Below are 14306 nucleotides of genomic sequence, written 5' to 3'. Positions count from 1 at the left end.
GAACGTCGCGCCACGCTGGCACCGCAGGCAGCAAACGAGGCATGATCCGAAACGCGATAACAAAAAAAGCAACCAAACATGACCAGAACAGCCCGCGTGACCGACCCCTCCTACGAATTGATGGACGACCACAACGGGCTGTCCATCATCTATCGTCAGCACGGCTTCCCCTGCCCGCTGGTGCGCTGGCATTTTCACAAGGAATACGAGTTGCACCTGATCGTCGCCAGCTCCGGCAAGGTGTTCATCGGCGACTACATCGGTAATTTCTATCCCGAGACACTATTCCTCACCGGCCCCAACCTGCCTCACAACTGGATCAGCCAGGTCGCGGAAGACGAAGTGGTGCCCAAACGCGACATGCTGGTCAACTTCACCGACGAACTGTTCGAAAGCGGCCACCAGGTATTCGCCGAGCTCAAGACCCTCGCGCCACTGCTGGAGCGCGCGCAGTACGGTATCGAGTTTCGTGGCAAGCGCACCATCCGCCAGGCCATGACCCTGATGCAACGCATTGCCGACACCCAAGGCGTCACTCGCCTCGGGCATTTTTTTATTCTGCTGGAGCTGCTGGCGGCATGCGACGACTATCAATTACTGTCGGGCGCAACGACACCGCAATTGGCCGATGAACACAACATCGATCGCACCAACCGCGCCGTCGATTACATTTTTGCCCATTACGCCCGGGAGCTGCCGCTTGAGGAAGTTGCCGAGCATCTGGGCATGAAGCCGACGTACTTCAGCAGGGTGTTCAAACAAGCCACCGGGCGCTGCTTCATCGAATTCGTCAATCGGCTGCGAATCAGCAAATCCTGCGAGCTGCTGGCCGATGGCGACAAACCGGTGACCGATGTGTGCTTCGAGTCGGGTTTCAACAATATTTCCAACTTCAATCGACGCTTTCAGCAACTCAAGGGCATGACGCCGTCGCACTACCGGCGGTTGGCGGTGCAACGCCTTACTGAGCAAAATCAGCACTGACGTTCCGACCTGTAGCAGCTGCCGAAGGCTGCGTTCGACTGCAAAGCAGGCGCAAAACCTGCAACTCTGGTCCGCCAGTAACACCGTGTACTCTGCCCTAACGAGTGCTGCGCACTCGAACGCAGCCTTCGGCAGCTGCTACAGGGCGCTTGGTGCGGAATTCTTCCTTTCCAGATCCCAGTGCAAAATAGTATCGATTCAAGTGCGATGGATGATTTGTCACGCCATCGATTGAAGGCTGTAATCAGCGCACATTCTTCCCTGCTCAGGAAGACACAAAAACAATAACTGTCCTTCTGTAACCCTCGAGGTGCAGAAAAGGAGTGCTCGATGCAACCTTCTGTAAAAGCTCTGCTTGCCCTCACCTGCATGACCCTCAGCAGCGTCAGCTTCGGCGCTCAAACCCTGACAATCGCCACCGTCAACAACAGCGACATGATCCGCATGCAAAAGCTGTCGAAAACCTTCGAAGCCGAGCACCCGGACATCAAGCTCAATTGGGTGGTGCTCGAAGAAAACGTTCTGCGCCAACGCCTGACCACCGACATCGCGACACAGGGCGGGCAGTTCGACGTGCTGACCATCGGCATGTACGAAGCCGCACTGTGGGGTGCCAAGGGTTGGCTGGAGCCGATGAAGGATTTGCCGGCCGGCTATGCACTCGACGATGTCTTCCCGTCAGTGCGTGAAGGCCTGTCGGTCAAGGGCTCGCTGTATGCCCTGCCGTTCTACGCCGAAAGCTCGATCACTTATTACCGCACTGACCTGTTCAAGGACGCCGGGTTGACCATGCCCGAGCACCCGACCTGGACCCAGATCGGCGAATTCGCCAGCAAACTCACCAACAAGGATAAAGAACAGTACGGCATCTGCCTGCGCGGCAAGGCCGGTTGGGGCGAGAACATGGCGCTGATCACCACCGTCGCCAACGCCTATGGCGCACGCTGGTTTGATGAGAAGTGGCAGCCGGAATTTACCGGCCCTGAGTGGAAAAACGCCCTGAATTTCTACGTCGAAACCATGAAGCAATCCGGCCCTCCGGGTGCTTCCAGTAACGGTTTCAACGAAAACCTGGCGCTGTTCAACAGCGGCAAGTGTGCGATCTGGGTCGATGCCAGCGTCGCCGGGTCTTTCGTCACCGACAAAACGCAAAGCAAAGTGGCTGACCACGTCGGATTCACTTATGCCCCGCATGAAACCACCGACAAGGGCTCGGCCTGGCTTTACTCATGGGCACTGGCGATCCCGACCAGTTCCAAGGCCAAGGACGCCGCGAAGACCTTTAGTGCCTGGGCCACCTCCAAGGAATATGGCGCGCTGGTCGCGGAAAAAGACGGAATTGCCAACGTGCCGCCCGGCACTCGCGCCTCGACCTACAGCGAGTCCTACATGAACTCCGCGCCGTTCGCCAAGATCACGCTGGAATCGCTCAAGGCCGCGGACCCGAGCAAACCGACGCTCAAACCGGTGCCTTATATCGGCATTCAGTTGGTGACCATTCCTGAGTTCCAAGGCATTGGCACCCAGGTTGGCAAGGCGTTCTCAGCGGCGCTGATCGGTCAAACCACCGTTGATCAAGCCCTGGCTGCTGCCCAGCAAACCACCGAACGCGAGATGAAGCGCGCTGGTTATCCCAAGTAACCCCTCAATCCCTGTAGGAGCAAAGCTTGCTCGCGATGAACGATAACGAGGTTCATCCGAAGGACTGCATCGCGGCAATCGTGAGCAAGCTTTGCTCCTACAGCTGAACTTCATTTACCTGTAGCCAATCGGTTTTGATGCCATGAATATTTCAACTGCCAAAGCTCACATGGACCTGCCCCAACCGGTGCGTAAAAGCCGGTTGACCAATCCCGGCTGGTTTTTGGTCAGCCCTTCAGTGGCCTTGTTACTGTTGTGGATGATTGTGCCGCTGGGCATGACCGTCTACTTCTCAACGATTCGCTACAACCTGCTTAATCCGGGTGAAAACGAGTTCGTCGGGCTGGAGAACTTTACTTACTTCCTGACGGATTCGGGCTTCCTGCCCGGCGCTACCAATACGTTGCTGCTGGTAGGCAGCGTCTTGCTGATCAGCGTGGTGTTCGGCGTGCTGATCAGTGCACTGCTTGAGGCCTCTGAGTTCATGGGCCGCGGCATTGTGCGGGTGATGCTTATTTCGCCGTTCTTCATCATGCCCACCGTCGGTGCGCTGATCTGGAAGAACCTGATTTTCCATCCGGTGTCGGGGATCCTCGCCTACGTCTGGAAACTGTTCGGCGCGCAACCGGTGGACTGGCTGGCGCATTACCCGTTGCTGTCGATCATCATCATTGTGTCGTGGCAATGGCTACCGTTCGCGATCCTGATCCTGATGACTGCCATGCAGTCCCTCGATCAGGAACAGAAAGAAGCGGCGCGCCTCGACGGTGCCGGGCCGATTGCGATCTTCTGGCACCTGACCTTGCCGCATCTGGCGCGACCGATTGCGGTGGTGGTGATGATCGAAACCATCTTCCTGCTCTCGGTGTTCGCCGAAATTTTCACCACCACCAACGGCGGCCCCGGCTACGCCTCGACCAACCTCGCCTACCTGATCTACAACCAGGCGCTGGTGCAATTCGACGTCGGCATGGCCTCGGCGGGTGGTTTGATCGCCGTGGTGATCGCCAACATCGCGGCCATCGTGCTGGTGCGCATGATCGGCAAAAACCTGACAGACAAAGCCTGAGGCCTGCGCCATGACCCTTCAACAATCCCGCCGCCTGCAAAGCCTGCTGCTCGGCACCCTGGCCTGGGCCATCGCCATCCTGATTTTCTTTCCGATTTTCTGGATGGTGCTGACCAGTTTCAAAACCGAAATCGATGCATTCGCCACGCCGCCGCAGTTCATCTTCACGCCGACACTGGAGAACTACCTGCACATCAATGAGCGCAGTGACTACTTCAGCTTTGCCTGGAATTCGGTGGTGATTTCGTTCAGCGCCACTGCGTTGTGCCTGCTGATTGCGGTGCCGGCGGCCTACTCGATGGCGTTCTATGAAACCCAGCGCACCAAAGGCACGCTGCTGTGGATGCTCTCCACCAAAATGCTGCCGCCGGTGGGCGTGTTGATGCCGATCTACCTGCTGGCCAAGAGCTTTGGCCTGCTCGATACGCGCATTGCGCTGATCGTCATTTACACGCTGATCAACCTGCCCATCGTGGTCTGGATGATTTACACCTACTTCAAAGACATCCCCAAAGACATCCTCGAAGCCGCACGCCTGGACGGCGCCACGCTGTGGCAGGAAATGGTCCGGGTGCTGCTGCCCATCGCCAAGGGTGGCCTGGCGTCGACCGTTTTGCTGTCGCTGATCCTGTGTTGGAACGAGGCGTTCTGGTCGCTGAACCTGACCTCGTCGAAAGCCGCGCCACTGACTGCATTGATCGCCTCGTACTCAAGTCCCGAAGGGTTGTTCTGGGCCAAGTTGTCGGCGGTGTCGACGCTGGCCTGTGCGCCGATCCTGATTTTCGGCTGGATCAGCCAGAAACAATTGGTCCGCGGCCTGTCGTTCGGCGCCGTGAAATAGCCCTCAAAGAATAAGCACAAAAGGAGCGCCACCATGGCCAACCTGAAAATCAAGAATCTGCAAAAAGGCTTCGAAGGCTTTTCCATCATTAAAGGCATCGACCTGGAAGTGAACGACAAGGAGTTCGTGGTGTTCGTCGGTCCGTCGGGTTGCGGCAAGTCCACGCTACTGCGGCTGATCGCCGGCCTGGAAGAAGTCAGCGGCGGAACCATAGAGCTCGATGGACGCGACATCACCGAAGTCAGCCCGGCCAAGCGTGACCTGGCGATGGTGTTTCAGACCTACGCCCTGTACCCGCACATGAGTGTGCGCAAAAACATGTCGTTCGCCCTCGATCTGGCCGGCGTGCCAAAAGCGGAAGTCGAGAAGAAAGTCGGCGAAGCGGCGCGCATCCTGGAACTGGGGCCGATGCTCGAACGCAAGCCGAAACAGCTGTCTGGCGGTCAGCGTCAGCGCGTGGCCATCGGCCGGGCGATTGTGCGCAACCCGAAAATATTCCTGTTCGACGAACCGCTGTCCAACCTCGACGCCGCCCTGCGGGTGCAGATGCGCCTGGAACTGTTGCGCCTGCACAAAGAACTGCAAGCCACGATGATTTACGTGACCCACGACCAGGTTGAGGCCATGACCATGGCCGACAAGGTGGTCGTGCTCAATGGCGGTAAAATCGAACAGGTCGGCTCGCCGCTGGACCTGTATCACCAGCCGGCCAACCTGTTTGTCGCCGGGTTCCTGGGCACGCCGAAAATGGGCTTCCTCAAGGGCAAAGTGACCCGCATCGAGGGCCAGCACACCGAAGTGCTGCTGGACGCCGGAACCCGCATCAGCCTGCCATTGAGCGCGGCGACCCTCAGCGTCGGCAGCGCTGTGACATTGGGCATTCGTCCGGAACATCTGGAACTGGCGCAGACCGGCGACTGCACGCTGCAGGTCACCGCCGACGTCAGCGAGCGCCTGGGCAGCGACACCTTCTGCCACGTCGTGACCACGTCCGGTGAAGCCCTGACCCTGCGCGTGCGTGGCGACCTGGCCAGCCGTTATGGCGAAACCCTGAACCTGCACCTGGACGCTGAACACTGCCATTTATTCGATGCCGACGGCGTGGCGCTCACTCGCCCACTGCGCGCCGCCGCCTGATCCCGAGACTATGTGATGAAACTCAATAATCAGAATCTGCATCGCCTCAAGCCTGAGGTGGGTCTGCCCGCCTATGCACTGAGCCACACGCGCCAAGGCATCGCGCACATTGGCGTGGGTGGTTTCCACCGCGCGCATCAGGCGTATTACACCGACGCGCTGATGAATACTGGCGAAGCGCTGGACTGGGCCATTTGCGGGGTCGGCCTGCGCGCCGAAGACCGCCGCGCCCGGGACGATCTCAACGAGCAGGACTACCTGTTCACCCTGTTTGAGCTGGGCGATACCGATGACACCGAAGTCCGGGTCATCGGTGCGATCCGCGACATGCTGCTGGCTGAAGACGGTGCGCAAACGCTGATCGATAAACTCGCCAGCCCCGACATCCGCATTGTCTCGCTGACCATCACCGAGGGCGGCTATTGCATCGACGACAGTACCGGCGAGTTCATGGCCGATCTGCCGCAGATCCAGCACGACCTGGCGCACCCGGATTCGCCGACGACCGTCTTCGGCTTCCTGTGTGCGGCGCTGGCCCAGCGTCGAGCGGCCGGCACGCCGGCGTTCACGCTGATGTCCTGCGATAACCTGCCCCACAACGGCGCGGTCACCCGCAAGGCTCTGTTGGCCTTCGCCGCGTTGCGCGACGCCGATCTGCGCGACTGGATCGAGCGCAATGTGAGTTTTCCCAACGCCATGGTCGACCGCATTACGCCGATGACCAGCACCGAACATCGTCTGCAACTGGCCGACAAACACGCGGTCGACGATGCCTGGCCGGTGGTCTGCGAACCGTTTGTGCAATGGGTGCTGGAAGACAAGTTCGTCAACGGTCGCCCCGCGTGGGAAAAGGTCGGCGTGCAATTCACCGATGACGTCACGCCTTATGAAGAGATGAAGATCAAACTGCTCAACGGCAGCCATCTGGCACTGACCTATCTGGGGTTTCTCAAGGGTTACCGTTTTGTCCACGAAACCATGAACGACCCGCTGTTCGTGCGCTATATGCGCGCCTACATGGACCTGGACGTGACCCCGCAGCTGTCGCCCGTGCCAGGGATTAACCTGACGGACTACAAAGACACGCTGGTGCAGCGCTTCTCCAACCAGGCCATTGCCGATCAACTGGAGCGGGTGTGCTCGGACGGTTCGTCGAAGTTTCCCAAGTTCACCCTCCCGACCATCAACCGCTTGATTGCTGATGGTCGCGAAACCAAACGGGCCGCGCTGGTCGTGGCGGCGTGGGCCCTGTATTTGAAGGGTGTGGATGAGAATGGCGATACCTACTCGATCCCTGATCCACGGGCGGCGTTCTGTCAGGCACTGGTAGCGGATGATGTGTTGATCACCCAACGATTGCTCGCGGTCGAGGAGATTTTTGGCACGGCGATCCCGCATTCGGCCGAGTTTGTGGCGGCATTCGAGTGGTGTTGCAACAGCTTGCGCGACGTGGGTGTGACGCGGACGTTGGAACGGGTGTTGGCTTGACGATCTGTAGGGGACATTCATGGCAAATCAACAATTATTTCTCGGCATCGATTGCGGCACCCAAGGCACTAAAGCCATTGTCCTCGACTCGGTCAGCGGCCAGGTGCTGGGCCAGGGTGCCGCCGCCCACAGCCTGATCAGCGACGCCAACGGTCGCCGTGAGCAAGACACCCGCCAGTGGCTGTATGCCTTCACCCTGGCCACCCGAAATGCGCTGCGCGAAGCCAATGTCGACGGCCAGGACATCCTCGGCATCGGCGTTTCCGGCCAGCAACATGGTCTGGTCCTGCTCGACGATCAAGGCCAGGTGCTGCGTCCGGCCAAACTCTGGTGCGACACCGAATCCACTCCGGAAAACGATCGCCTGCTGGCGCATCTGGGTGGTGAAAAGGGTTCGCTTGAGCGCCTCGGCGTCGTCATCGCACCCGGTTACACCGTGTCAAAGCTGCTCTGGACCAAGGAGCAACACCCGCACGTGTTCGCCCGCATCGCCCGCATCCTGTTGCCCCACGACTACCTCAATTTCTGGCTCACCGGCCGCAGTTGCAGTGAATACGGCGACGCCTCCGGCACCGGTTATTTCAACGTACGCACCCGTCAATGGGATCTGCAACTGCTGCGTGACATTGATCCCACCGGCCGCCTGCAAGCCGCATTGCCGGAGTTGATCGACGCCCACCAGGCCGTCGGCACGTTGTTGCCGAGCATCGCCGAACACTTGGGCATCAACCCGCAAGCGCTGGTTTCAAGCGGTGGCGGCGACAACATGATGGGCGCGATTGGCACCGGCAACATCAAGCCCGGCGCGATCACCATGAGCCTCGGCTCATCGGGCACGGTGTGCGCCTATGCCGATCAGCCCAAAGTCAGCGCGGACGCCTCGGTCGCCACCTTCTGTTCATCCAGCGGTGGTTGGTTGCCGTTGATTTGCACCATGAACCTGACCAACGCGACGGGTGCTATTCGCGAGTTGTTCGACCTGGATATCCAACAGTTCAACGATTGGGTCGCGCAGGCCCCCATCGGAGCCGAAGGCGTGTGCATGCTGCCATTCCTTAACGGCGAACGCGTCCCCGCCCTGCCCCACGCCACCGGCAGCCTGCTGGGCTTGACGATGACTAACCTGACCCAGGCAAATCTGTGCCGTGCAGGGGTGGAAGGCACGACCTTCGGATTGCGTTATGGGCTGGACCTGTTGCGGCACAATGGCTTACAAAGCCGCAGCATCTGCCTGATCGGCGGCGGCTCGAAGAGTCCGGTGTGGCGACAGATCGTCGCCGACATCATGAACACCCCTGTCATCTGCACCGAACAAAGCGAAGCCGCCGCCCTTGGCGCGGCGATTCAGGTGGCGTGGTGCAAATCCTGGGCAAACGGGCACGAGGACAGCCTGGCCGACCTGTGCGAGCGCTGCGTAACGCTTGATCTGGCCAGCGAAACCTTGCCGATTGCCACCAATGTGCAGGCCTTTGAGCAGGCCTATGAACGCTATCGACAGCATGTCGCAACCCTTTAAAGAGTGAGTAACTATGTACCTGGTGTGTGGCGAAGCGCTGTTCGATTTCTTCAGTGAAGAGGACGCCAGCGGCCTGGCTTCAAAAGTGAATTTCAAGGCGATTGCCGGCGGTTCGCCGTTCAACGTGGCGGTCGGTTTGCGCCGTTTGGGTGTGGAGTCGGCGTTGTTTGCCGGGCTGTCCACCGACTACCTCGGCCGACGCTTGCAGCAAGTGCTGCAGGGTGAAGGCGTACGCGCCGATTACCTGGTGGATTTCGCCGCGCCAAGCACGCTGGCAATGGTTGCCGTCGGCGCCAATGGCTCGCCGCACTACAGCTTTCGAGGTGAAGGTTGCGCGGATCGGCAATTGACACTCGAACACCTGCCGGCGCTGGGGCCCGAGGTGCGCGGCTTGCACGTTGGCTCATTCTCGCTGGTGGTGCAGCCGATTGCCGACACGCTGCTGGCGCTGGTGCAACGCGAAAGCGGTCAACGCCTGATCAGCCTTGATCCCAACGTGCGGCTCAATCCAGAACCAAACATCGAACTCTGGCGTTCGCGGATCGCGACACTGGTCGAGTATGCGGACCTGATCAAAGTCAGCGACGAGGATTTGAGTCTGTTGTACCCCGAGGAAGATCCGCAACGGGTGATCGAAGGCTGGTTGCAGCATCGCTGTCAGTTGGTGTTCCTGACCCGGGGCGGTGAAGGTGCGACGGTGTTTAGCCGTGTTCATGGCGAATGGTCGGTGCCGGCCAGTACCGTGAAGATTGCTGACACAGTTGGGGCTGGTGATACGTTCCAGGCGGCGTTGATTACCTGGTTGACCGAGCAGCAGCTGGATTCGATTGAGGGGTTGAAGCAGCTTGGGCGCGAGCAGATTGATGCGATGCTGAAGTTTGCAGTGCAGGCGGCGGCGTTGACGTGCAGCAAGACCGGRCCGGATTTGCCGTATCGGCATCAACTGGATCTTCGCCGTAGCTGATGGCCGCATCGCGGGCAAGCCCGCTCCCACAGGGGATTTGCGGTGAGCACAGTTTTTGTGGTCGGCGACAATCCCAATGTGGGAGCGGGCTTGCCCGCGATGGCGGTGTCACTCACACCGCCTCCTCTCGGTTCGTCGCTACTTCAAGACTGTGACACCAGAAATCCTAGTAAAACATAACGAAATACCTCCCGGATTCACTGGTCCAAACCGTGCCACTAAGGGTTTTCCCGATGGTTGGAGAGCCGCTCGCCTACGCCATTTGCGCCTTGAACGAGGCCGTTTAATCCTGCACCATCCGCCCCAGCTTATCCAAAGGACGGAATTCAAGGCATGCTGGACGCTAACGCAACCCATATTTCCCTCACGCTGGAAGGCGTTTCTGCCGACCTGCAAGTCCTCAGTTTCGTCGGTCGCGAAGCCCTCAACCAACCGTTCTGTTTCGACATCGAACTGGTCAGCGCCCGCCCCGACCTGAAACTCGAAGACATCCTGCACAAGCCTGGCTGCCTGACTTTCGGCGCGACCGGCAAAGGCATCATTCACGGTCTGGTCTATCGCATCGAGCAAGGCGACTCGGGTAAAAAACTGACCCGCTACAGCATCAGCCTGTGCCCGCAATTGGCGTACCTGCGCCACAGCCACGACCAGCAAATCTTCCAGCAGTTGAGCGTGCCGAAGATCATCGCGCAGGTGCTGGAAGCGCGCGGCATTCTGGCTGACGCGTACAGTTTCCAGCTCGGCGCGATCTACCCCGACCGCGACTACTGCGTGCAGTACGACGAGTCGGACCTGCATTTCATCCAGCGTCTGTGCGAAGAAGAAGGCATTCACTTCCACTTCCAGCACAGCGCCAGCGGCCACAAACTGGTGTTTGGCGATGACCAGACCGTGTTCCGCAAACTGGCGCCCGTGGCCTACCAGCAAGACTCTGGCATGGCCGCCGAGAAACCGGTGATCAAACGTTTCAACCTGCGCCTGGAAACCCGGACCACCCGCGTCAGTCGCCGCGACTACGACTTCGAAAAACCGCGCATCCTGCCCGAAGGCGCCGCCAAGACCGCGTTCGCCCCGGACCTCGAAGACTACGACTACCCTGGCCTGTTCCTCACCCGCGAGCGTGGCAAGCAGTTGGCGACCCGCGCCCTGGAGCGCCATCGCAGCGACTACGCACTCGCTGAAGGCAAAGGTGACGAACCCGCGTTGGTCAGCGGCCACTTCATGGCCCTCAGCGAACACCCGCGCGCCGAGTGGAACGACCTCTGGCTGCTGCTGGAAGTCGTCCACGAAGGCAAACAACCGCAGGTGCTGGGCGAGAACATCACCAGCGACGTCACCCAAAACAAAGACGATTTCCATCAGGGCTACCGCAACCGCTTCCTCGCCACGCCTTGGGACGCGCACTACCGCCCCGCCCTCGAACACCCGAAACCGAAAGTCCTGGGCAGCCAGACCGCCATCGTCACCGGCCCGCCGGGCGAAGAAATCCATTGCGACGAATACGGTCGCGTCAAAGTCCAGTTCCACTGGGACCGCGACGGCCAGGCCAACGACAAAACCAGCTGCTGGCTGCGCGTCGCCACCGGTTGGGCCGGCAGTGCCTACGGCGGCATCGCCATCCCGCGCGTCGGCATGGAAGTGCTGGTCAGCTTCTTCGAAGGCGACCCCGACCAACCGCTGGTGACCGGCTGCCTGTACCACAAGGAAAACGTTGTCCCCTACGACCTTCCGGCGAACAAAACCCGCAGCACCTTCAAAACCCTCAGCTCACCGGGCGGCAAGGGCTACAACGAATTTCGCATCGAAGACAAAAAAGGCGCGGAACAGATCTACCTCCACGCCCAGCGCGACTGGGACGAAAACATCGAGCACGACCAGAAAATCCGCATCGGCAACGAGCGGCACGACACGGTTGAGGCCAATGTTTACAGCGAGTTCAAAGTTCAAGAACACCGCATCACCCACCTCGACCGCAAGACCGAAGCGCGAGCCGATGACCACCTGACCGTCGCCGTGACCCAGCATGTGAAGGTCGGGACGGCGCAGTTTGTCGAGGCCGGTGAGGAGATTCACTACAACGCCGGGGAAAAGGTTGTGGTTGAGGGCGGGATGGAACTGACGGCCACGGCTGGCGGGAGTTTCGTCAAGGTCGATACGGGGGGTGTGACGATCAGCGGGGCTGAGGTCAAGACCAACTCCGGTGGTGCGCCGGGTGCGGGGAGCGGGATTCAGATTCTTGCGCCGATCACACCGGCCGCTGCTGCGGCTGCCGCGGCAGGGAAAGTGCTGAGTGCTCCGCCGGTTGGCAAGTTCAATGCTGTTGCTGATTCCGTGCCCAAGACAGTGAAAACGGCTGCAGGGGATGATCCTGAAGAGGAACTTGAGGAAGAGGAAGAAGAGGTCGAGCTGGAAGATATTACGTTGCGGATTGGGGTGTTCTTTGATGGTACGGGGAACAACCGCAGTAATAGCGAGCGTGTTTATGGTTGCTTCGCTCCGGATGTAAACCTGCAAGATTCGGCCGCAGACATCCGTCAGTACTGCGCCTCTTTTGGCTACGACGGCAAAGGAAGTAGCCCGGACAACAGTTATGGCAATGATGTCAGTAACGTAGCCAGACTGTATGACCTTTATCAGAACCAAGTGGATGAAGCGCTGCCTATTGATGCAGAAAGGGCGAGTTTATCGATTTATGTGGATGGGATCGGCACCAGCAGTACCGAGGAGGACTCCACTTTTTCACAAGGCACAGGCATAGGTGCACAGGGTGTCCGGGCGCGGGTAGAAGAGACTCCAGACCTATTTATTCAGGCGATCCGACTCTTTAAAAACAACAATCCTGATAAGCGTATTTCTAACATTGAGTTCGACATTTTCGGATTCAGTCGAGGCTCTGCGGCGGCAAGAGACTTTGCTAATGAAATACTAAAAGGTAGCCAAAGTATTCTCGCTAAAGCGCTGCCGGCGGGATCGCCAATGTTATCGGACAGCTTTGCATGGAAGCCAAATACCGACATCTCCATAAATTTCATCGGCGTCTACGACACAGTTGCAGCCATTGCCAACCCGCTGGTAGGGGACTGGAATGGTAATAATGCTTTTAACCCAGGGATCAATATCTATCTAGCACCAGACGCTGCAAAGAAAGTCGTCCAATTAGTCGCTCGAAATGAGCGACGTTACAATTTTGCGTTAAACAGTCTTGGGGCTGCCGATATTATTTTGCCGGGCGTGCACTCGGACCTCGGTGGCGGCTATCTACCCAAGGCGAGGGAGCGGATACTGCTCAGCAAACCGCGTAGGAGTCCGGTAGACGAAAGGACATCTTTTGTTGAAGCTAACAGTTACAAGGTTGCCCAAGAGGACTTGAGGCGGCTACAGGATCAATTGGCCCAATATAACCTCCCATTGGAGATCCGCACGTGGGAGGTGCCGTTTCGTACCACGGGTAAAGAAAACCGCAAAGATATGAAATACGTTTATGCCGCTGTCAGCAGTCAACGAGAGGTCCGCAGTGAGCTGTCCTTGATCTACTTTCGGATCATGCGCGAACTAGCCGTTGAAAATGGAGTGCCTTTTGGACAAATCCCCGAGAGCAACCCAAGACTGGCGCTACCTGCGGAGCTCATACCCATCTCCGAAAAATTGTTGTCGTACGCTCAGGGGAAAAGCAAAACAATAGGGCTGACCTCACAGGAAGAGGAACTGCTCTTCCAGCGTTACGTTCATTTATCTGACAACTGGAACGCCGCTAAAAATCGAAACAATAGTGACTTGAATATAGTCTTCATCAATCGACCAGACGTAAATTCTGTACGCACGGCACATCAAAATGAGTAACTTTTTACGCGTCGCTATCGCCGCCTTTCTGCTCAGTGGATGCACGTTAGCCAACAGTGAAACGCTACCTTACAAAGCCTGGCGTTTGGGTTTCTCAGCACCTAACTACATGGAAGTCTGGATCGAAGCAGCTGATGTTATTGATGTCGAAGGCCAAGTATACAGACGTGCCATGAGTGGAATAGCTGCGATACAGACTCCTCCCAATAACACGGGCGACCCTAGAGGCTGGCCGGAAAAGCCGGGGCAGGGCAAAGGTAAGAATGTAACTGGAGCAGACTTACCCAAAAAAATCTACGTCCGATGGCAATCATTGGTTGAACCTCAAACTTATAAAATGGTTATCGACATACCCGAGTCGACCAGGGAACTTATGCGCAAGGGTGAAAAAGCCTTTTGTGCTGCTGATGGAAAATGGATAACAGGCTACCGCGAGGTATTGGTAATAAATCTGGCACCCGGAGGGATGGCTAAAGTGTGGGTAATGGGATCGTGCCTGCCAGCGATAGAAGTGGCTAAGGTAAAAGCCGAGATTGACCCACGTGGACCTTATGAAGGTAACTCTGGCGGCAAGTACGACAAGCTATCCGACCAATCCAAAGCGTACGTCGAAAAGTTTGGTGTGCCCTATGATTCTTGGAAGTGACAGAGCCGTGACGCTCTAATGATTAGTTATTTACGACCTACCTTCTGCGCGTTATTGCTCAGTGGCTGTACATTTGCTAACAGCCAGTCAATGCCTTACAAATCCTGGTACTTGGGATTCTCGGCTCCTGACTACATGGAGGTCTGGATCGAAACAGCCGATGTCGTCGACATTCAGGAC

10 protein-coding genes and 1 pseudogene are annotated in these 14306 nt (G+C 58.1%); all 11 read left to right on the top strand.

Translation table 11 applies throughout. The features are described 5' to 3' along the window. Positions 1 to 78: 78 nt before the first annotated feature. Positions 79 to 984: an AraC family transcriptional regulator gene (locus AC1D2P_RS13065; RefSeq protein ID WP_046033130.1), complete on the top strand. Its 906-nt coding sequence runs from the start codon at positions 79 to 81 to the stop codon at positions 982 to 984. Between the two features lie 330 nt (positions 985 to 1314). Then, positions 1315 to 2625 carry an ABC transporter substrate-binding protein gene (locus AC1D2P_RS13060; protein WP_477758252.1) on the top strand — a complete coding sequence of 437 codons (1311 nt, stop codon included), beginning with the start codon at positions 1315 to 1317 and terminating at the stop codon, positions 2623 to 2625. A gap of 142 nt (positions 2626 to 2767) precedes the next feature. Next, positions 2768 to 3694, top strand: coding sequence for a carbohydrate ABC transporter permease (locus tag AC1D2P_RS13055; RefSeq protein WP_408980954.1), 927 nt, complete (start codon positions 2768 to 2770; stop codon positions 3692 to 3694). A gap of 10 nt (positions 3695 to 3704) precedes the next feature. Next, the gene (locus AC1D2P_RS13050) at positions 3705 to 4535 is read left to right on the top strand and encodes a carbohydrate ABC transporter permease (RefSeq protein ID WP_007936731.1); all 831 of its coding nucleotides are present in this window, start codon (positions 3705 to 3707) and stop codon (positions 4533 to 4535) included. Positions 4536 to 4568: 33 nt separating this feature from the next. Beyond that, positions 4569 to 5672 (top strand): ABC transporter ATP-binding protein, encoded by a 1104-nt coding sequence (locus AC1D2P_RS13045; RefSeq protein WP_109786964.1) that lies wholly within the window; start codon positions 4569 to 4571, stop codon positions 5670 to 5672. A 15-nt stretch (positions 5673 to 5687) separates the two neighbouring features. Then, positions 5688 to 7160 (top strand): mannitol dehydrogenase family protein, encoded by a 1473-nt coding sequence (locus AC1D2P_RS13040; RefSeq protein ID WP_109786965.1) that lies wholly within the window; start codon positions 5688 to 5690, stop codon positions 7158 to 7160. Positions 7161 to 7179: 19 nt separating this feature from the next. Further along, positions 7180 to 8676: a xylulokinase gene (gene xylB / locus AC1D2P_RS13035; protein WP_477758251.1), complete on the top strand. Its 1497-nt coding sequence runs from the start codon at positions 7180 to 7182 to the stop codon at positions 8674 to 8676. A 13-nt stretch (positions 8677 to 8689) separates the two neighbouring features. Then, positions 8690 to 9640 carry a carbohydrate kinase family protein gene (locus AC1D2P_RS13030; RefSeq protein WP_477758250.1) on the top strand — a complete coding sequence of 317 codons (951 nt, stop codon included), beginning with the start codon at positions 8690 to 8692 and terminating at the stop codon, positions 9638 to 9640. A 333-nt stretch (positions 9641 to 9973) separates the two neighbouring features. After that, the gene (gene tssI, locus AC1D2P_RS13025; protein WP_477758249.1) at positions 9974 to 13480 is read left to right on the top strand and encodes a type VI secretion system tip protein TssI/VgrG; all 3507 of its coding nucleotides are present in this window, start codon (positions 9974 to 9976) and stop codon (positions 13478 to 13480) included. Continuing rightward, the gene (locus AC1D2P_RS13020; RefSeq protein ID WP_477758248.1) at positions 13473 to 14126 is read left to right on the top strand and encodes a DUF2931 family protein; all 654 of its coding nucleotides are present in this window, start codon (positions 13473 to 13475) and stop codon (positions 14124 to 14126) included. The genes tssI and AC1D2P_RS13020 overlap by 8 nt, the downstream gene beginning before the upstream one ends. Before the next feature lie 18 nt (positions 14127 to 14144). Continuing rightward, positions 14145 to 14306: pseudogene (locus AC1D2P_RS13015) on the top strand (DUF2931 family protein); the annotation flags it as partial.

This window comes from Pseudomonas sp. P1_F1_2 (assembly GCF_056405815.1).
The sequence above is the reverse complement of the archived record's forward strand: the minus strand, read 5'-3'. Positions and strand labels throughout refer to the sequence as shown.